Below are 20,494 nucleotides of genomic sequence, written 5' to 3'. Positions count from 1 at the left end.
CAAAATGAGGGTTGCTAGTATCTATATTATTCTGGTTTTGTTGGCTCTGTTGTGTCTTGGTTATCAAAGTTGTCGCTTTCATGTTGCAGCAGCTGACGCTTTTTCAGTTGTCTGGTTTGTGCATGTAAACTAGCACGTACCACAAGTTCTTGATCAGTATCGCGGATGGCTTTAAAAAGTAGGGTGTATTGGTAGTGTTCATCGTCAATCTTATTAACCGCAACTACCTCGGTATAACAATAAATAGCAGAGGCTTCATGCTGTAAAAATAATTTAGTGCGAAATACTTGGCCAATAGAGTAGACTTTTGTATCGGTTAGTTTGACACCGCCACCGCCGTAGCTATCACAATAAATGGCGTTATCTTCGGGCTGCTCTGAGGCTAATATATGGCTCATGATCAAGTCGATTTTACGCGATTGTGCTTGTAAAAATACGGCAAGCTCTTGTGCCAAATCACCAAGGCTACGCAATGGTCTTAACGAGCTTTGCTCTAATTCACTAACCTCATTGGCCAATTTAAATAACGGTGGGATATCTGCTTCTAGTTGCGCTAAGGTAGTAGGCACTTTGCTATCGTCAACAGCAAATAAATTTACTCGATTACTTTCATCAATCTGAAAGTACTGCTCAAACTCGGTTAATTTTTCACTATTCATCATAAGGCTCCTCGACGCAATAGTTTAATAGTAGCGCCGACAGTATAAAATTGCTAGTTATCAAATTACCATAAAAAAGGGCAAACCACTGTTTGCCCTTATATTTTTGTAGCTGAGCTTAAATCATAAATTACCCTCTTGGGTGTCGACATGTTCACGCTTGTGGTGGCTTGCAATTTCATCGGATAAATCTGCTCGCGAGCGTTTTTCAGTAAGTTTGCGCTCAGTTAACCAATAAAAGAACAGTGGTACAAAGAACACGGCAAGGAAGGTTGCTGCCATCATGCCGCCCATAACGCCAGTACCAACGCTATGACGTGCACCTGCACCGGCGCCTGAGCTCAATACTAATGGCACTACACCTAAAATAAAGGCCATCGAAGTCATGATGATGGGTCTAAATCGAAGGCGGGCAGCTTCAAGTGCTGCAGCGCTTGCGCTCCAACCTTGTTGATGTTTCATCAATGCATATTCAACAATCAAAATGGCATTTTTACTGGCTAAACCAAGTAAGGTCACTAAGCCGATTTGGAAGTACACATCGTTAGTCATGCCTACTAACCAGATTGATACCAATGCGCCAAAGGTTCCAAATGGCAATGCTAGCATCACCGATAGTGGCAATGACCAACGCTCATATAGTGCTGCAAGGATTAAGAAAACCATGATCACCGCAAGGCCTAAAGCAATTCCTGTGGTACCTGAGCTGCGTTTTTCTTGATACGCAGAGCCGGTCCAGTCGTAGGTCATATCCGGTGGTAATACTGCTTTTGCAATACGTTCAACTTCAGCAATTGCTTGGCCAGAGCTGTAACCGGGTGCAGCATTACCGAGCAGTTTTACCGCAGGCAAGTTATTATAACGATTTAGATTTTCTGGTCCGCGGCTATATTCAATATTAGTAAACGCAGACATAGGGACCATAGTACCTTGACTGTTTTTTACATAAATTCGTCCAATGTCATCAGGCTTCATTCTAAATTCAGCTTCTGCTGACATGAGTACTTGCCAAGCTCGGCCAAACTTATTGAAGTCGTTCACATAATAAGTACCCAGTGTGCCGGCAAGGGCTGTAAAGGCATCGTCAATTTCAATGCCCATTGCGCGGGCTTGTTCACGATCTACATCAACTTTAAGTTGCGGTGCATTTGGTCGCCACAACGTTTGTAGGCCACTTAAAATAGGGCTATTTTGTGCTTCAGCCATCATTAAACCCATGGCTTGTTGCAGTTTTTCTGGGCCACCTGCGCCTTTGTTTTGAATATAAAATTCAAATCCGCCAGTGCTCCCTAAACCAAAAATAGCAGGGGGGTTAAACGCTAAAACAAGTGCTTCGTTGATATGCGCAGTTTTCATAAACAGCTCATTAACCAAACTTTTAGTATCAACCTCTCGTTCATCCCAATGTTTTTGGGTGACGAATAAGGTGGCTGCACTGTTTTTATAACCGCCGCCAATAAAATCAAAGCCTGTAAATGCCACCACATTTTCATTGGCAGGATTAGATTGTACGGCGCTAATAACTTCAGCCACTACTTTTTCTGTACGCTCAAGGGATGAGCCGTCAGGTAAGAAAATAGCTGAAATATAGTAGCCTTGGTCTTCATCAGGCACTAATGAACCTGGAGTGCTTTTCCAAAGGCCAATGGTAATTGACACCATACCAATCATCAGCAATAAACCTAATGCGCCTCGGCGCACCATAAAACCAACAGCACCCACATACTTACTGGTTATTTTAGTAAATACACGGTTGAACCATAAAAAGAAGCTTGCGGTTTGTTTATGCTCTTGTTTTAAAATAAGCACACATAAAGCTGGGGTCATTGTTAGTGCAACTATGCCAGATAAGCTCACAGCAATTGAAATGGTGATCGCAAACTGACGGAATAGTTCGCCAGTTAAGCCACCTAGAAATGCAATTGGCACAAACACTGAGCAAAGTACTAGAACAATAGCAACAACAGGTCCTGATACTTCTTTCATCGCTTTTATTGCGGCTTCATGGGCGCTCACATGCTCTTCGTGCATGATACGCTCTACGTTTTCAAGTACCACTATGGCGTCATCCACTACGATACCAATAGACAGTACCATACCAAATAAAGTCAATGAGTTAATAGAATAACCAAGCATATACATGCCAGCAAACGTACCAAGTAATGACACCGGTACGGCAAGAGTTGGGATCAGTGTGGCGCGCCAATTTTGTAAAAATAAGAACACCACTAAGAAAACCAGTACCATTGCTTCAAGTAGTGTTTTCACTACTTCGCGGATCGAGACTTCAACAAAACGGGTGGTATCGTACGAATTTAAGTGAGCAAGTCCAGTGGGAAATTGCTGAGTTAACTCTGCTAATACGCCATTAACTTCTGCTGCTACATCAAGTGCATTGGCACCAGGTTGTAGGAAAATACCTAATAGTACAGCTTCTTTGCCGTTGATAGTGCCTCTGAAGTTATAATCTTTTGCACCAAGTTCAACACGGGCAATGTCTTTTAAACGTAAGCTACTGCCATCAAGGTTTGAACGAATAATGATTTCTTCAAATTGTTCAGGCTCTGATAAACGCCCTTGAGCGGTAACACTGTAAACCAGCTCTTGCGCTGATTGTGAAGTGGGGGTTGCACCAATCGAACCGGCTGCATATTGAGAGTTTTGGCTGCGAACTGCCCCTGCGACTTCTTCAACAGTAACACCGAGCTGACTCATTACATCAGGGCGCAGCCAAATACGCATGGCGTAATCTTTCGCACCAAAAATTTGTACACTCGTTGTACCAGGAACACGTTTAATACGGTCTAAAATATTCAGGGTGACATAGTTTGAAGTCCATAGACTATCACGAGTGCCGTCCGGTGAATAAAACGCATGAACTTGCAAAAAACTCGATGAACCTTTTTGCACCACCACGCCTTGGCGCCGTGTTTCTTCAGGTAAACGAGCTTCAACTTGCTTTACACGGTTATTGACGTTAACTGCTGCTTGGTCAATATCGGTGCCAATTTCAAACGTTATTTCAATGGTTGTTGCACCAGAGCTGGTCGAGGTTGAAGACATATACATCATGCCTTCAACACCGGTAATCGCATTTTCAATCGGCGCGGCTACGGTTTGTTCGAGTACTTCAGCCGACGCACCCGGATAGGCTGCTGTCACTTGCACAACGGGTGGGGCAATTTCAGGGTATTGGGCGATCGGCAAGCTGCGCATGGCAGCCAGGCCCGCCAGCACAATAACAATTGAGATCACAAACGCAAAAATAGGTCTGTCGATAAAATAACGAGAAAACATAAAACTCCCTGCGCCTATTCTGCGCTTACGTTGTTTGTTGCATTGTTAACGGCCACTGGCATGCCTGGAAAGAAAATCTTTGCCATACCATCGATGATCACTTCATCGCCTTGCTGTATGCCTGATTTAATCAACCAAAAGTTTTTATCACCTTGATTATCTGGCTTTTGGATCCACTCACCTACTTCAACGGGAGCTGGGCGCGCAATCGTGCCGCCTTGTTCATTTTTAGCGACTACATAAACAAATTTACCAGTGCCATTATCAAGTACCGCACGTTGTGGTATTACAAATGCATTTTTGCGTACCGCACCACTTAACATCACTCGCACAAATTGACCTGGGCGAAGTTCAAAATCAGTGTTGGGGATAATTGCTTGTAGTTCGCTGGTGCCGGTATTTGGATTAATACGTACATCGGAGAAGTTAACTTTGCCACTTTTATTGGAGAGTGAACCGTCTTGCAATTTAATGCTCGTGTGCCACTGACCTTTTTCTGGCAGCGATAATGAGCCATTTGCAACATCTTGACGCATTTGTAATTGTTCACGCTCAGAAATACCAAATCGTAAACGAATAGGATCAAACTGGGTAATTTGCGTTAATAATAGATCGGGACCTGATACAAAAGTACCTACCGACACAAATTCACGGCCCACCACTCCAGCGACAGGTGCTTTTACTTGCGCATATTCTAAATTCAGTTGGGCTTCTTTTAATGCAACTTTCGCGGCCTCTAACGTCGTGTTAGCAATATCTTGGGTGGAGCTGGCGTTATCATAATCCCGTTGTGAGACTGATTTCTCAGCACGTAGTTTGGCTAATCGTTTCACTTCACGTTCGGCTTGCACTAAAGATGCTTTTGCACCATTAAGAGCTGCTTGCGCGCTTTCAACCGCCAATTGATAGGGGGCTAAATCCACAGTGAAAAGTGACTGACCTTGCTTAACTGTCTGGCCTTCATCAAAGTTACGAGATTCTAGGATCCCCGTTACTCTGGCACGTACTTGAACTTCTTTAGAACCTGATAAGGTTGCCGGTAGTTCAATAGTGAATGGGGCATCTTCATAGGTTGCTATGGTTGTTGCCACAGCTGCTGGATGCATTGCTGCTTGTTCGGCTTTAGGTGCTTCACTACAACCTTGTAGAAACAACGAAGCCGAGGTAAATAAGAATAAAGATAATTTTGATGGTGCGAAAGACAGACGCATGGTTACTCCACAGTTCCAATTGTTAAGTATAAATAATATGTAACATTTTATAAGCTAATAGCATGACATTCTGTTGATTTTATCATCAGCTTGACTTACGTGGTGCTTAATCCATTTAGCTTAGTTAAATACGAGTGTATACCTTAAATTTTTACAGGTATATGCTGGTGTTTATTTTTTTCATTGCATTTTAAAGAGTGTAGAACATATTAGGGCTATATGAACCAAGTCGCAGCAACCGTGGTTTTTAAAGCGTAATTTAGTTTAATAACTAAATAATTGAGCGCTTTTATGCGCCCCGCAATAAAGCTGTTTATAAAATAATGAAGTCATTGTTTTGTATGACAATAGCTTAATTATGACGTGCTGTAAGTGCTTTGTTAGCGAAACTGCTTTAATAACCACAAAATTAACAAATTGCCTTGTAATTGGCGCTAAAACTCGTACCCTAGGCGTAATAATAATAGCAAGGGTAAAGTTAATAATGACGCGCAAGCCGACATTATCTACAACATTTATTGATCTGTCTTCACAGTTGCGACGTTTTGTTTCGCGGATTGTACAACCAGATGACGTGGAAGATATAGTACAAGAAACCTTTGTTAAGAGCTATCAGGCTGATTTAAAACAAGATATTAAATATACGCGCAGTTATATGCTAAAGACTGCCAAGCATTTGGCGCTTAACCATATTGCTAAATGGGATAATCAGCATTGCGATTCATTAGATACCTCTGATGATTATCAGCAGTCGTTGCGATCTATGCAGCTTGAGGATGAAGTGACCTCAAAAGAGCGCTTTTTACTGTTTTGCCGTGCTACTGAGCAACTAAGCCAGCCAGTGCGAAAATGTTTTATTTTAAAGAAAGTATATGGCATGAGCCAAAAAGAAATCGCAGCGCAAATGAAGTTAAGTGAAAGTACGGTTGAAAAACATATTGCCAAAGGTCTGTTACAATCTATGCGCTACATGCAGCAACATGAGCAGTTAGGTGAGCACAGCAGTGCCACTATTGAACCTGCCAGGAGGGTGGGAAAATGAGTAATATTCATCAATTTTCGTCTAAAGATGCTATTCAAGCAGATGCCAGTCGTTGGATAAGTGCTATGGATAGGGGCTTATCAAAGCAAGAACGTATGCAATTTCAGCACTGGGTGCAACAAAATAAAGCTCATCAAGATGCGGTATTTGAGTTAGCCCAGTTATGGGATGAACTGAGCGTATTAAATGAGTTGAGTAGCTTATTTCCCAATAAAAATAGCATCAATAAGCCTGCCCGCAGAGAAATTAATTTTTCGATTGCGGCAAGTGTCTTTGCCGCATTGCTAGTTGCCAGCTTTATATTTGTTGGTATTGAACAGTGGCCAACAACACCACAAGAACAAGCCAAGTACAGTAAAATTTACCGTACTAAAGTCGGTGAGCAAGCAACGTTTGTGCTACCAGATAGTACGATAGTGCAATTAAATACCAATACCTTATTAGAAGTTGCGTATACAAAAAACCGCCGACAACTGATTTTAAGTCGAGGCGAAGGGCGTTTTAATGTTGCTAAAGATGCCGCACGTCCATTTACGGTGATGGCGGGCGATAAGTCATTTACCGCACTGGGGACTGTTTTTAATGTGCAACGTAATGCAGCATCGGATCTTGAGTTGGTTGTTACTGAGGGTAAAGTGATGATCACGGATCCTTCGGTTGCAGTAAATGCTGATGATTTTGTTCAATTGCAAAGTGCTAGTAATGATACCGACAGTGTGAAAAAAATTAATGCTAGTATTGTTATCTCTGGCGAAAAAGCATTAATTAAAGAAAGCATTACTAAGCCAATCAAACGGTTAACACAAGATGATGTACAACGGGATCTGGCATGGCAACAAGGTATGCTAATTTTTAATGGCGAGTCGTTAAGCGAAGCACTGCAAGAAGTGAGTCGCTATACCGCAACGCGTTTTGAACTTGCTGATCCTGCATTAGCTTCTTTAAAAGTGGCTGGGGTGTTTAAAGCCGGTGATATTATCGGTTTACTTGATAGCCTGCGCATCAATTTAGCCATTGAGCATGAACGTTTAGGTGAACATATCGTAAGCCTAAAACACGGTGATCACAGCTAAGCTTTATGCTTGCTCTTTGATTTAAAGTGTCAGAAGTTACAATGGTAAATATAAAAAGTAAAAAAATAATTAATAAAAAAATAGGATTGCATAGCGGATTATTCTTTCTCAACTGTTTGTATAAGTTGCGCAGTAACCAAACGTATCCAATTTGTGGGTTAATTGTATTAGCACCTTTAGTATTTAGCCTAAAAGTTCAGGCTGAGGCTGCAAATCCACAGATGGTACAATTTGATATAAAAGCGCAGCGAGCAGATCAAGCATTGATAGAGTTTGCAAAACAAACAGAACAAACCGTGGTTTTTTCGTTTGATTTAGCAAAACAATACCAAGCTCAATCAGTGTATGGTTATTACACTCAGTTAGAAGCGCTTAGTACAATGCTGAAAAATACTGAACTCGATGCGGTTGTTGATCAAAATGGTTTACTGAGTATAAAACTCAAACAAATCAATAGGAATGATAACAACATGAGAAAGCTTTCAGGGGTCAGTGCTGCTGTAATACCACTTTTAATGGCAACCAATAGCCAAGTTGCTAATGCACAAGAACAAGCCGCTCAAGAAAATATTGAAAAAATCGCCATCGTTGGTAGCCGTGTAGCAGGGCGTTCGGTCGAAGACTTACCCGTACCTGTTGATATTTTAAGTGCAGAAGCGCTAGAAAATACCGGACAAACAGAAGTCGGTCGTATGTTACAAGCTATCGCACCGTCTTTTAACTTTTCAAGTTCATCGATCAGTGACGGTACTGATGCACTACGACCTGCTACTTTACGTGGCTTAGGGCCAGATCAAACATTAGTACTTATCAATGGTAAACGTCGTCACCAAGCCAGCATTATCCATATTAATACATCTGTAGGTCGTGGTACCGCAGGTACAGATATGAATGCGATCCCAGCTGCTGCAATTAAACGTATCGAAGTATTACGTGATGGTGCGGCTGCGCAATATGGTTCAGATGCGATTGCGGGTGTTATCAACATCGTATTAAAAGATGCTGATGAAGGCGGTAAAGCCGCGGTTAATTATGGCCAGTATTCTGAAGGTGATGGCGAAACCGTTACGGTTGATTTTAATAAAGGCTTTGCTTTAGGCGATGATGGTTATTTAAATACCACTATCAACTACCGCGACCGTGCACCTACAAATCGTGCCGGTTTACATGGCTCTTGCCAGTTTTATGGTTGCACAGAGCTTGATGATGGCACGCTGTTAGCGGGCGATCCTCGTGAGCTGACTGCACCACGTGATACGTTTAGAATTGGTGATGCAGACTCGCAACAATTTGCTTTAACGGTGAATACCGGTTATGAACTTGCTGGTGGTGAGCTCTATGGCTTTATTACTTATTCAACCCGAGATAACGAATCAGCCGCGTTCTTCCGTCATAATGCCAATGCTGATGGCAACCCAGTTTTACAAGATGGTGATGCGGTGATCCCGATGGGCTTCTTGCCAATGATCAACACCACCATTGATGATATATCGTATAACTTTGGCTTTAAAAAAGAGTTTGATAATAGCTCTAGTCTTGACCTGTCATACACCTATGGTGAAAACAGCATCGATTATACCACTAGTGACACTATCAATGGTTCATACGCTAATTTATTACGTTATGATCAAGGTTTAAGTGCTGATGATATTCGTGCCACTATTCCTCGCCAAGCGTATGCGTATGGCATGGAGTTATCACTGCAAACAATCAATCTTGATTTTACACAAGACTATGATAATTTTTCACTGGCAATGGGTGCCGAGCTTCGCACCGATGAATATCGTATTTTAGAAGGCAGTGAATACGCTTACCGTGATTATGATACTAATAATGGTGTTAATATTTACGATGGTATGAGCGGTGGTATTGGCAGCGAAAATGCAGCAGGTGGTACTCAAGGTTTTGGTGGTTCATCGCCGGAATCTTCTGTGGATGAATCACGTGATGTGATTTCGTTTTACCTTGATGCTGAAACTTACATTATTGATGATGTAATTATCTCTGGCGCACTGCGTTACGATAACTACAAAGGCTTTGGTGATACGGTTAACTTTAAGTTAGCGGGTAACTGGTCGGTGACTGATGACGTTTCACTGCGCGGTGCGGTGAGTACTGGTTTTAGAGCACCATCAATGCAGCAATTGTATTTCAATAATATCAGTACCCAGTTTGTAGTTGGTCCTAATGGCGATCTAATTGCAGAAGAAGTTGGTACTTTTAGAAACGACAGCACACTTGCACAGAGTATTGGTATTCCAAAACTTAAAGAAGAAAAGTCACAAAACATGAGCTTAGGTATTGTGTATAACGTGACGGATAATATTAATGTTACCGTTGATTATTATTCAATTGATATTGACGACCGTATTGTGATCAGTAACCGTTTAGGTAAAGGGTTGTCATCAACGCTAGATGCTGCATTGGTTAGTTCTGGCGCAGGTGCAGGGCAGTTTTTCTTAAATGGTGCAGATACCGAAACGCAAGGTGTGGATTTTGTTGCGACATGGAACACGGAAGGCTTAGGCGGTACCCTAGATTTTACATTAGCGGCTAACTTTACTGAAACCGATGTGGTTGATTTATTTACTCCTGCGGGCAGTGGTTTGGAAACGATCCCTGTCGAAGATGTATTTTCTTCGCAAGAAACCTCAATCATCGAAGAATGGCAACCACAAGACAGAGTAAACTTAAGTGCATTATATCGCCTTGAAGATTGGACGGTAAACTTATCGCTCAATCGTTATGGCGAATACACGGTTGAAGATGGCGGTCGCCAGACTTACGGCGCTGAAATTCTTACCGATATCAAAGTAAATTATTTTGTCACAGACAACTTGTCACTAAATATTGGTGCAAATAATTTATTTGACGTTTACCCTGATAAAAATACCATAGGTAATTCTCGCTCAGGCACAATTGTTGATGCTTCTGGTAATACTATTATCAGTTCAACCGGTGTATTTGAGTACTCACGCCGTTCAGCACCATTTGGTTTTAACGGTGCTTACTACTATGTAGGTGCTGAATACCGATTCTAAAAATAACTTCTCCTACGTTATTTAGTTTTGAAGGGCCGTCTGGCCCTTTTTTTGCTTTTAGTGTGATGTGAGTGCAATGGGGTAGTTATCATACTCTTTGATATTATTCATTACTGTCATTAAAGTTTGATGCGTACTGTTTTCGTCAGCGGCTATTTGTACTGTGGCGATATTATACTTCGCAGCAAACATCGCAAGGTTAGTGGCAACTTGGTTTAAGTCAATTAATCGCCCCGCAAAATACACCGCATTGCTTTGGTCAATACTAAAATGAGCACTTTTAGTTTGTTTATCAATACTGGGTTTATCTACAGGCCGTTGCAGCTCTATTGCCACAGGTTTTACAAATGAAGTTGTAACAATAAAAAATATTAAAAGTATAAATACAATATCAAGCATCGGCGTCATATCAACGTCAGCGTTTTGTGGGTTTACATGTTGTTTATTTCTCATAATGGAACCTTGTTATTTTTGATAAAATGCTGCGGCGCCACAGCGGGATAGTAGGTACCTATTAATAAGCCTAGACGATTAAAATCATGCTGTGGTTAAATAAATATGCTATTTTTATTAATTATTTGCATTATTTTGTTATAAAAATCATTTAACTATAATTATGAGCATAAAAAAGCCCAGCGCGTGGCTGGGCTTTCATTTAAGCATTGTGGTTAATGCTTCTGCATACGGCTCATCTCCGTATGACAGCTTTGCATGGTCAGTAATACTTTAGCGAGGGCGGCTTCACAATCGTGCGGTTGTGGTTTTTTCATGGCAGCTTTAATTTCTTCAAGTGTTTTATCTTCCACTTCTTCAAGCTCTTTGACATAAATTTGGTCGTTGTTGGCACTAAATTTTGTGATCAGTGCGGTATATGCTCGGCGAGCTTCAACAGCAAAAGACGAACCATCTTCTCGTTCACCTTGCTGATTAATAGCGTAAGGCTGTAAGTTTTCAACGCTGACTTTACGTGCGTCTATCATACGCTGAAATAGCGCACCAATGGCTGGATCTTGTACTTTTTCCTGCGCCTTTTCATAAAAGTCGATGCCGCTGTTCATTACTTGGATAATGTCAGTGATATGATTTACTTCGTTTCCTTGCTGGGCATTCATAATATTGACCTCTTTAAGTTAAATGAATATTAAAGTTCAAGTAACTTAAAGCAATTGCCATTCCATTTTTAAATTATTTTAACATCATGATTATTAATACTTTTAAATTGATGTTTGCTTACTTGAAAATACCAGTAAGCAAATTTTACAGGGCTTTTGTAAGAGCGTTACTTTAATTCATCTGCAACTTCGGCTACTTTTTGGCGTAACCAAATATGACTGGCATCTCTGTGAAGTAATGGGCTCCAAATCATATCTAACTCAAATGGTGGTATAGGGAAGGGAGGCTCCAGAATTTGCAAACCAGGATCATCTAAATAAATATTAGCGGCTTTTGAAGGGAGTGTCGCAATCAGGTTCTTCTCTTTCGCTAGATGTATTGCAACGTGGTAATTACGGGTGAATGTGGCAATATTTCGGTGTTTACCAAAGTGGGCGAGCGCTTCATCAACCCAGCCAAGTTTTTGTACGTCTTTAGGATCCATACCAACCCCGACACCAAAACCTGTTTTACTTACCCAAATATGCCGAGCTTTTAAATAACTATCGAGGCTAAAATTTTCAATGATCGGGTTGTCAGCTTTTACTAAACAACAAAAGCTATCTTTCCAAATACGTTTGTGATGAAACGACTGCGGTAGGTTTTCGAAACGATTTATTGCCATATCAACTTTACCGTTTTCTACATCATGAAAAGTAACATCACTTGGAGTGAGAATATCGAGTGTGGTATCCGGCGCTTCATCGTGTAATTTACTCAGTAGCTTAGGTGCTAAGGTGCTGGCAGCATAGTCACTGGCCATAATCCTAAATACCCGTTTGCTTTGGCTGGCCTCAAATTCACGGTTTGGTGCAAGCGTTTCTTCTAATGTCATTAAGATGCCACGGATCACCGGCTGCAATTCAATAGCTCGTTCAGTGGGCACCATACCATCACTGGTGCGTACTAAGATCGGATCGTTAAACAGGTTACGTAAACGTTTTAAACCATTACTCATTGCCGGCTGTGTAATGCTAAGCTGGTTTGCGGCGCGAGTAACATTACATTCGCGTAATAATGTGTCGAGATAAACGAGTAAGTTTAAATCTATTTTACTGATATTCATTGTGTGTCCTTTCGTCTACCATTGATGGATAAAACGCTGCGCTGCTGGATAAGGGTAGATATGGCTAACGACCCCTGCTTTTATATTTCGTTGCGCTTGCTGCCAAAATGCGACGTCTAATAGTTCTGGATGTGTTTGGCTGAAAACTGCTTTGTATTGCGGGTTCGGCATTACAAAAGTGCATAACTGCTCTGGAAATACATCTTGTGGTGCCACAGAGTAACTTTGCTCATTGGTTAAGTAGTCATCATAACTTTTGGCTTTAGGCAGTGCTCTAAAGTTCATGTCTGTTAAATATTGCACTTCATCATAATCATAAAAAATAATGCGTTTGTGTTTACTGACACCAAAGTTTTTAAGCAACATATCGCCTGGGAAAATATTAACGGCGATCATTTCCTTGAGTGCTTGGCCATATTCTGCAATGGCAACAGCGGCATCTTCAGTATTAGCTTTTTCTAAATATAAATTCAGTGGCGTCATGCGTCGCTCAATATACATATGTTTGATGATCAGTAAGTCGCCTTCGATGATCATTGATGAACCAATAGTTTGTTTAAGCTGTGCAAGCAATGTAGCGTTAAAACGCGCAACAGGGAATACGACGTTAGAATACTCTATGGTATCTGCCATACGACCAACCCGATCATGGCTTTTAACTAATTGGTAGCGTTTGAGAACGGTATCGCGGCCAAATGGTTTACTTTCACCAAATTTGTCTTTAATTATTTTAAATACATAATCAAATGAAGGTAGGGTAAATACCATCATCACCATGCCCGGTGTGCCAGGGGCAATCACAAAATCATCACTGGAGCGTTGTAAATGGGTTAAAAACTCGCGATAGAACTCGGTTTTACCTTGTTTATGAAAGCCAATGGCATTGTAAAGCTCTGCTAAGGTTTTGTTGGGCATTAGTTGGTTTAAAAACCGAACTAATGCGGAAGGAGCGTGGGTTTCAACCATAAAATAAGCACGAGCAAAGCCAAAAATAACCCGCATTTGCGATGAGTTAGTCAGTAAAGCATCGAGATACAGACCTTGCTCTTGATGATGTAACACCGCAATAATAAATGGCTGCACACCACTTTGTGATACTACACGGCCGACAATATAGGCTGCTTTGTTGCGATAAAACGGCGTTTGTAATATGTCAAAGCGCATTTGCCACGCACGGTGATGGGTGTCGGGTGCTTGTTTATAAAACGCTTTTACTAAAAGTCGTATATCGCGCTCTAAATTAACAAAATCGGCTTTAAAATCAAATTGATTAATTATTTTACGGATAGTGGGCTTTAAGCCGTCTACAACAGGAAAGTAGCTGCGGTATTCTGCTTCTACAGGAAGCGCAGGAGCATCTGCCAAGGTGGCTTTTACAAAAATAAAATCATTATTAAAATAACGTCGATGAAATAAGCGGCAAAACACAGAGTTATAAAATGTTTCGGCTAATTCTGCTTGTGGATGAAACGTTAAAAAGTGCTGGTAGATTTGTTTTGTTTGCAGCCAGAGTGATTCATCCAATTGATTGGCTAATTGCTGATTTTGTAGTTGCTGGGTGGTTTCGTTAACCCGATCATCGTAATAAGTGATCCGCAAGCGACTAATGTCGTGCATTTTTGTCCAGTTTTTATTTGCAAATGCCAGAGGTGCTTGTGCGGTGATCTGCTGAAATAATTTATAATGCTTTTTAAAGCCATTTAAAATTAGCTCGGCAATGTTTTGTGGTTGCATGAACGGGTACTCCAAAATGACCTGTAGAGTATATGCTCTACACATGTTAAGAGTATGCTATATATTGGTAAAACCCAATAGTTTATTCATAACGTTTCAGTTTTTTTTCGAGTGCGGAGAGCTGTTTGGTGGTCGTTTTGGTGTTTTTGGCAAACGTTTTATTGATCACTTTTAGCTGCTTTTTTATCTCTTTACTCAGCTTTTTTTTATCATCATCACTCATTAAACGATTTAGCCGTTGCAGTTGCTCGTATTCAGCGCGATCACGGTCACGACTCAAAATGGCGAGTTTATATTTAACACTGCGTATCTCAGCGTTGAGATTACGAATAATTTGTTCACGCTCAAGGGAGTTAAGCGCTTTGACATGATTTACAGTAGCCGGAGTGACGTTGGGCGACACTGCTATTTTATGTTGCGTTGCCTGCCCGCCACAGGGGAATTGGCTAAATGTAGTGCCTCTGTCGGTTACGCACTTGTAATATTGATCTGCGGAAGCCGCCTGATCAGCAACAAATAGCAAACTAATAAAAATAACGAAAAGAGTACACAGTTTCATTACGCTAGCCTTCCCTAGTTAGGGCATAATCATATATGAAAACTATAACCTAACTTGGGTAAATTGCCAGTAGCAGTTATTCGGTAAAGGTTTTTAGCTTTTTAATGCTTTGTGCTAAAAACGGAATATCTAAACCTTGCTCTATTGAAAAGCCTTGTGCAGCAGAGATATTTTTATAATTACCATCAGAATCAATTAATGTAATACGGTCTTTCTTATAGGCAATAAATACGCCTTGCGAATAATTAACGCCCATATCGCCTTTTTTGTTATACAAATTAACGCCTAGCATGCTTTGCTTTGCGATATCAGCACAATTTAAATATTGGCCAACGCTTGTGGCAATTAAATCGCTTGGTTGGATCAAGCCTTCAGTACGGGTTACTTTTCTATCCGTGCTGTATAAAGATGAAGCACTCACAATACCGTGATCAACATCGGCTAAACTAAATGCAAATACTTGATTGACTCCCTCACGAAGCGCAGTGTTTTCATCGGCGTTAATGATACGAATTGCTGCATCACCCGCTGTTGTACTATTGATATAGTTAAAATCATTAAAGCCACTGACACTAATACTACGACGATTACTTTGCCACACCGGCAATGTTTGCTCTGTCATTAAGGCTGGCTTGTAGTATGCAGGTAAACCGTAAATCAAGCTAAATAGCACATCTTGATGATGAACGGGTTGTAAAAGCTGCTCGGTTTTATTTAAATTTTTGTGCTGTTTAGCAAAATTAGTTAACGCAGGCGCAGAGCTAAACACTAAAATATCGACTGTCGCAGCAGTAAATTCTTCACAGCGAGCAATTGGTGTTGGAGCCGTGTAATCTACATTTTGTGTATTAACCTTTACGTTATGTGCTTGCTCGTAGCTTTCAATATCAAGTAAATCATTTTTTGCCAATAAACTTTTTGCTGTCGTTGGGTAGGACAAGGGTAAGACATTATCTTGCTTAGTAATATCAAACTTCAAATTTGCATCAGCCCAAATATGAATACTGTGACTCATCGCAAAACAGACTAATAACAATGAGCTGGCGTAACGAGCAAATTTATATTGTTTTAAGCGGGCTAAATGGTGCCATGTATAGTTACTTGCTAATAATTGAAATGCAAAAATAAGCATCACAATTCCGCCAGCGAGCAGGGTTGTCAGCGCTGGAGAGCTGGTTAAACGATGCCATAATAAGGTAATAATTTCAGGTAATGCAGAGCTACTTAAATGGTAGCCTAAATTAAAATACACATAGGCATCAAGCGTCAGTAGTGATGCACCACAGGTGGCAAGTATTGCTGCCATACCGCGGATATGACGTGGGTAAGGAAATATTAAACTTAGCGGAAATACCGTCAGCACAAAGGCAATAAAGGTAATAAAACTAGTGTGGCTAAGCCATGTCACTAGCATATAAAGCATACCCATAAAGCTGGTGGGAGGAGAGTCAGCAAATAAGTAACTTAAACTTATAAGCAACACTAAGCCGATATTGGCAAAAGTAAACAAATGCCCCCAACTTAATAATTGACTCGCTTTAGACGAAAACTGATTGTGCTGCGATAAATTCATAAAGTCTATTTAACCGATTGCGCAAGTGCTTTGGCAAAATTGTCTGCAACCGCTTGTCTTTTCCCTGTTGGTACATGCTCTTTTAAGATATGCGTGATAGAATTTCCTAAACACATAAGACTTAAATCAACCGGCGCATTGTGCTTAGTTAACACATCAATGAGCTGATCGACGATTTGTTCTACTTCATCATTAGAATATTTTGATAAGATTGGCATCAGTTGGTTCAATAAAAGAGTTATATTCTCACATTTTAACACCAGAGGCGTGAAAAACAAAGATGGCAATAGATGTTAAAAAGTTAGTCGTTCATTATGTAGACAAAAAAGACGACGATACGCAAATTCATTTGCGCAATGACGAAATGGCAGTGAATGATAAAGTCGCTGTATTCATCGAGCAACTTCATCACGCATACAACGGCAAACCAGGTAAAGGGTACTGTGCTTTTAGTGGTGATAAAAACTCTGTAGTTGCATCAGCCATGCAAAGTTACCGCAATAGCGAGCTTGGCTTTTGGCACATGACAGAGCAAGCTTCAGCTGTACTTAAAGAGGAACTTGATAAGTACGCGTTTAACGAAACTGGCTATTTAGTATTTTGTCATTATCAATACGTAGCAACCGATTATATGCTGATTGCAATGATCAACATCAAAGAGCATTACTCTATTACCTCTGAGCTTGATTTAGCCTCGTCACGCCATTTAGATATTTCCCGCATGCAACTAGCTGCACGCATCGATTTAACTGCGTGGGACACCCAAGCAGAAGACAATCGTTATATCTCATTTATTAAAGGCCGAGCAGGGCGCAAAGTCGCCGACTTTTTCTTAGACTTTTTAGGTTGCGAAGAAGGCATCGATCCAAAACAGCAAAGCCAAGTAATGCTCAATGCAGTTGAAGATTATTTATCAGAGCAACAATTTGATAAATCTGAAAAAGACGATCTGCGTAAACAAGTATTTGATTACTGTAATGACTGCGTTACTACTGGTGAAGATGCTAACGTCAGCGAGTTATCAGCAACGCTCACCAAAGGTGACGACAACCCATTTGAAAGCTTTTGCAAAGAGCAAAGCTATGATTTAGAAGAGTCATTCCCGGTCGATAAAAAAACCGTTACCAGTATGGTTAAATTCTCTGGCCTTGGCGGCGGCGTGAGCATCAGTTTTGAGCGCAAACACTTAGGCGAACGGGTAATGTACAACGAGGCCACTGATACGTTAGTTATTAAAGGCATACCGCCGAACCTTAAAGACCAATTGCAACGGTTTATGGAAAGTGAAGACTAGCGCTTTAAGCCATAAGCCATAAGCGGTAAGTTTTAAGCAGATTTGAATTAGTTGAAAGCGTGGTGTTTACACCGCGCTTTCTTGTTTTTGCTGTGTGCCGAAGCATAGTTACAGTCGATACTAAATTAATTAAGCTGTCTGAAAAAACCACCGCGAATAAGATTATTACTCTAGCTTTTATACAATAAATAATTCGACCAAAATAGTAACTTGGCTATGGTTCATTAATAAAAGTGAATTTAAAACGAGTTTATCTACAGGTTTAGTCTTTAAGGAGAAAAAAGTGAAATTTGGATTGATGCTTTGCTATTTTTTTGTCACAGCAAGTGTGTTTGCCAAGCCTAATTTTATTAAGGTTAATGGCTATGATGTTGAGTACGAAATCGCGGGGGAGTGGCAAGCATACTGTATTTTTAGAGGCTGGTGGCTCTGCGGGGGTATTTGATTGGGAGCCGGTTTTTGAAAAGTTTGCAAAGGAAGCCCGCATCATTCGTTATTCAAGAATTGGTAACGGCGGTTCTACGCAATTGAGAAAAAACTACAGCTCGGAAGAGTATGCAAACGAAGCTCTCATGCTACTTGAAGCGTTACACGTTGAAAAACCAATTGTCTATATTGCTCATTCATATGGTGCTTATATCGCAAGACGATTCGCTGCAACTTATCCTGAGTGGGTTTCAGCCCTCATGCTGATTGAGCCTGCTTCGGAGCATGATGTTGATATCATGCGCCAAATTGATCTTGCAAAAGCTGAGAAAGAAATAACACAAGTGAAATTAGACGATATGGCTAATGGTATGTCCAACCAGTATCTGGACTTTTGGGCGAAAAGACCATTGCCAGATTATCCACAGATCCCAGATATTCCAGTAACCGTTATTGCATCCGTGAAAAAGTATAAAAATCCGCCATTACTCTTTTTTACCGATGAAGGCCGAAAAATGTGGGGCGAATTGCATTCAGCTTGGGCTGAGTCTTTTCCACAAGGTAAAGCTGTATTAATTGATAAGAGCTATCATTATCCTCAAAATGATGAACCAGATAGGGTGGTGCAAGAAGTAATTGAACTGTTAGGCAGAATTAAAGACTAACTTTGATCCATGAGTAAACATTAATTTAAAATAATGAATTATGAGTATTGAGTTACTTCAGACAATGTAATGGTCATAGTTATATTTGGCGCAAAGCTTTGAAAAATTAACGCCTATAAATTCGTTTTACCTAAAACTGGCCAGGTGTATTCGGTTAGTTTTGATAAAAATGAAGGGATAATTGAGGTTCAGGGGTTTCGAATTGAAATGGCAGAAGTGTCTTGCCATAGTTTGGTAGAGTTTGGGAGTAATAGGCTCTATTTATTGTAAATTCACTTAATGAGCGCATATTACCTGACTGATTTGCCATGGGTTCTGATCAGATAAAAATAGGGTATTAAAATGGAAGTTTTAGAATTTCGTCAACGACTACAAACTATACTGGTAAACGAACTAAAAATGTGGAGACATCGGCTGTGCAATCAAACAATGTTAGTTTTCGATTTTGGATGTTTTGCATGGCATGGCTATTTTGAATTGAGCTTTTTAACGAACGATGAACCAGAGATGGAAATGTTTTCACGAGACGTAGACTTTATGGCACAGTGTAGACTATACGATTTCACATCTACGTACCCCTCCAAGTGGCCTCAAGCTACTGAACTGGCAATTGAAATGCAACAAAGTTATGAGTCTGAAAGCGAGCCATCTGCTAAAGCAGACGAATTCTTTCTGCATGTGCTGCTGTAGTTAAATCTAGAGAAGTCAAAGAAGTGTTGGCAACATACTCGCTAGCGAACGATTTTGAAATGCGCGTGTTAAATTCAGATGATACTTCAAATAAGAACTATTGTAACTTTAATACCTAAGAAGGCCCTGTATAATCCTTCTAAGGTTGTTATACCAAAGAGTAGGATGCTATGAGGATCACTGAGCACGCTAGAGTGCTAAAAATTGCTAAGCTCAATTTGACGAGTGGCTTAATGAAGCTCACTCTAGGCGATTTTGTGCACGAAGACCTTGAGTTTAGGTGCAATAAACCAAAGTATTATCTTGAACCAGACGGGTTTTCATCACCTGGTTTAGACGTAATTCCGCTGTGGGAATCAGACGACATGATAACAGGTTTTTATTTTGAGGGAGCGACGCCTGTTTTCATCGTATATTATATCGATAGCCCAAGTGCAGTTAGAGAAATTGGCCGCAGTGTCGACGAGCTGATTAATTATCTTGTAGACGAATATGCCGAGAATGAAGAACAAGTGCGAAATGTGTTATCAAACTAAAGATTACATAAAATCGACATCGCGGTAACCACTTTTGTGCTGTTTTGTTGTTTAAAGCTACCGCGTTTGATAGGCATTTATAAGTCAGGAAAATACAATGCAAATTGAAGAAGTCATAGCACTATTAAAAGAAAAGAATGAACCGGTCCCAAAGCCTTTACTATTACCAACGGAAGACGAAGTGTCTTGTGCTGAAAAAGACTTATCTTTTAAATTCCCAGCTCAATATCGCAAGTTCATGCTTGAAGCTAGTTGCGTTACTTTCGGTGTAAGAGAGCCAGGTTTAGTACTACCAGATTTACAACCGTATTGTTGCCTAAGAAGAATGACAAAAGATGGTCGTCAATCTGGAGTGCATATTCTCACCAGCTTTGATCACCCAATGGCATTAACTTTGATCGCTTATTCTCATTAAGCTTTGATCACGAAAATCACGCGATAATGATCACTTTTGTGTTCTTAATGATTTTGCCGAT

General features: G+C 40.5%; 17 protein-coding genes and 1 pseudogene. 8 read left to right on the top strand and 10 right to left on the bottom strand.

Annotated elements, in window-relative coordinates:
* Window positions 1-26: 26 nt before the first annotated feature.
* From H5187_RS14685 to H5187_RS14675, 3 genes are all read right to left on the bottom strand, one after another.
* Window positions 27-659 carry a PilZ domain-containing protein gene (locus tag H5187_RS14685; protein WP_182740247.1) on the bottom strand — a complete coding sequence of 211 codons (633 nt, stop codon included), beginning with the start codon at window positions 657-659 and terminating at the stop codon, window positions 27-29.
* 123 nt (window positions 660-782) lie between these two features.
* Window positions 783-3,956, bottom strand: coding sequence for an efflux RND transporter permease subunit (locus tag H5187_RS14680; RefSeq protein WP_182797988.1), 3,174 nt, complete (start codon window positions 3,954-3,956; stop codon window positions 783-785).
* A 14-nt stretch (window positions 3,957-3,970) separates the two neighbouring features.
* The gene (locus H5187_RS14675) at window positions 3,971-5,167 is read right to left on the bottom strand and encodes an efflux RND transporter periplasmic adaptor subunit (protein ID WP_182718582.1); all 1,197 of its coding nucleotides are present in this window, start codon (window positions 5,165-5,167) and stop codon (window positions 3,971-3,973) included.
* 484 nt (window positions 5,168-5,651) lie between these two features.
* On the opposite strand from H5187_RS14675, the gene H5187_RS14670 reads away from it, so the two are divergent.
* Genes H5187_RS14670 through H5187_RS14660 form a run of 3 tightly spaced genes read left to right on the top strand, consistent with a single transcriptional unit; the run spans window position 5,652 to window position 10,323 of the window.
* Window positions 5,652-6,209: an RNA polymerase sigma factor gene (locus tag H5187_RS14670; RefSeq protein WP_145233553.1), complete on the top strand. Its 558-nt coding sequence runs from the start codon at window positions 5,652-5,654 to the stop codon at window positions 6,207-6,209.
* On the top strand, window positions 6,206-7,282 hold the full coding sequence (locus H5187_RS14665; protein WP_182797987.1) for a FecR family protein: 1,077 nt from the start codon (window positions 6,206-6,208) through the stop codon (window positions 7,280-7,282). The genes H5187_RS14670 and H5187_RS14665 overlap by 4 nt, the downstream gene beginning before the upstream one ends.
* 41 nt (window positions 7,283-7,323) lie before the next feature.
* Window positions 7,324-10,323, top strand: a complete 3,000-nt coding sequence (locus tag H5187_RS14660) for a TonB-dependent receptor plug domain-containing protein (RefSeq protein WP_409072547.1) — start codon at window positions 7,324-7,326, stop codon at window positions 10,321-10,323.
* 57 nt (window positions 10,324-10,380) lie between these two features.
* On the opposite strand, the gene H5187_RS14655 is transcribed toward H5187_RS14660, so the two are convergent.
* The 7 genes from H5187_RS14655 to H5187_RS14625 form a co-directional block, all read right to left on the bottom strand.
* Window positions 10,381-10,776, bottom strand: coding sequence for a biopolymer transporter ExbD (locus H5187_RS14655; protein WP_145233557.1), 396 nt, complete (start codon window positions 10,774-10,776; stop codon window positions 10,381-10,383).
* 215 nt (window positions 10,777-10,991) lie between these two features.
* Window positions 10,992-11,435, bottom strand: coding sequence for a PA2169 family four-helix-bundle protein (locus H5187_RS14650; protein WP_145233559.1), 444 nt, complete (start codon window positions 11,433-11,435; stop codon window positions 10,992-10,994).
* Window positions 11,436-11,602: 167 nt separating this feature from the next.
* A complete protein-coding gene (locus H5187_RS14645) occupies window positions 11,603-12,541 on the bottom strand; it encodes a LysR family transcriptional regulator (protein WP_145233562.1) in 939 nt (312 codons plus the stop codon).
* A gap of 15 nt (window positions 12,542-12,556) precedes the next feature.
* Window positions 12,557-14,275 (bottom strand): bifunctional isocitrate dehydrogenase kinase/phosphatase, encoded by a 1,719-nt coding sequence (gene aceK / locus H5187_RS14640; RefSeq protein WP_145233564.1) that lies wholly within the window; start codon window positions 14,273-14,275, stop codon window positions 12,557-12,559.
* Window positions 14,276-14,357: 82 nt separating this feature from the next.
* A complete protein-coding gene (locus H5187_RS14635) occupies window positions 14,358-14,834 on the bottom strand; it encodes a DUF4124 domain-containing protein (RefSeq protein ID WP_182740233.1) in 477 nt (158 codons plus the stop codon).
* A gap of 76 nt (window positions 14,835-14,910) precedes the next feature.
* Window positions 14,911-16,407 (bottom strand): DUF3413 domain-containing protein, encoded by a 1,497-nt coding sequence (locus H5187_RS14630; protein WP_182718592.1) that lies wholly within the window; start codon window positions 16,405-16,407, stop codon window positions 14,911-14,913.
* A 5-nt stretch (window positions 16,408-16,412) separates the two neighbouring features.
* Window positions 16,413-16,625 carry a DUF1414 domain-containing protein gene (locus H5187_RS14625; RefSeq protein WP_016707302.1) on the bottom strand — a complete coding sequence of 71 codons (213 nt, stop codon included), beginning with the start codon at window positions 16,623-16,625 and terminating at the stop codon, window positions 16,413-16,415.
* A 62-nt stretch (window positions 16,626-16,687) separates the two neighbouring features.
* Between H5187_RS14625 and yejK the strand changes: the two genes are divergently transcribed.
* The 5 genes and pseudogenes from yejK (at window position 16,688) to H5187_RS14600 (ending at window position 20,433) form a co-directional block, all read left to right on the top strand.
* On the top strand, window positions 16,688-17,701 hold the full coding sequence (gene yejK, locus H5187_RS14620) for a nucleoid-associated protein YejK (protein WP_149982371.1): 1,014 nt from the start codon (window positions 16,688-16,690) through the stop codon (window positions 17,699-17,701).
* Window positions 17,702-17,999: 298 nt separating this feature from the next.
* A pseudogene (locus tag H5187_RS14615) lies at window positions 18,000-18,792 on the top strand (alpha/beta fold hydrolase).
* Between the two features lie 399 nt (window positions 18,793-19,191).
* Window positions 19,192-19,482 carry a hypothetical protein gene (locus H5187_RS14610; RefSeq protein ID WP_182797986.1) on the top strand — a complete coding sequence of 97 codons (291 nt, stop codon included), beginning with the start codon at window positions 19,192-19,194 and terminating at the stop codon, window positions 19,480-19,482.
* A 233-nt stretch (window positions 19,483-19,715) separates the two neighbouring features.
* Window positions 19,716-20,018 carry a hypothetical protein gene (locus tag H5187_RS14605; RefSeq protein ID WP_182785077.1) on the top strand — a complete coding sequence of 101 codons (303 nt, stop codon included), beginning with the start codon at window positions 19,716-19,718 and terminating at the stop codon, window positions 20,016-20,018.
* 97 nt (window positions 20,019-20,115) lie between these two features.
* Window positions 20,116-20,433 carry an SMI1/KNR4 family protein gene (locus tag H5187_RS14600; RefSeq protein ID WP_182797985.1) on the top strand — a complete coding sequence of 106 codons (318 nt, stop codon included), beginning with the start codon at window positions 20,116-20,118 and terminating at the stop codon, window positions 20,431-20,433.
* Window positions 20,434-20,494 lie beyond the last annotated feature (61 nt).

The sequence above is a fragment of the Pseudoalteromonas sp. SG44-1 genome (assembly GCF_014164315.1).
Taxonomy (GTDB): Bacteria; Pseudomonadota; Gammaproteobacteria; order Enterobacterales; family Alteromonadaceae; genus Pseudoalteromonas; species Pseudoalteromonas rhizosphaerae.
This window is presented reverse-complemented; position numbering and strand designations above follow the sequence as displayed.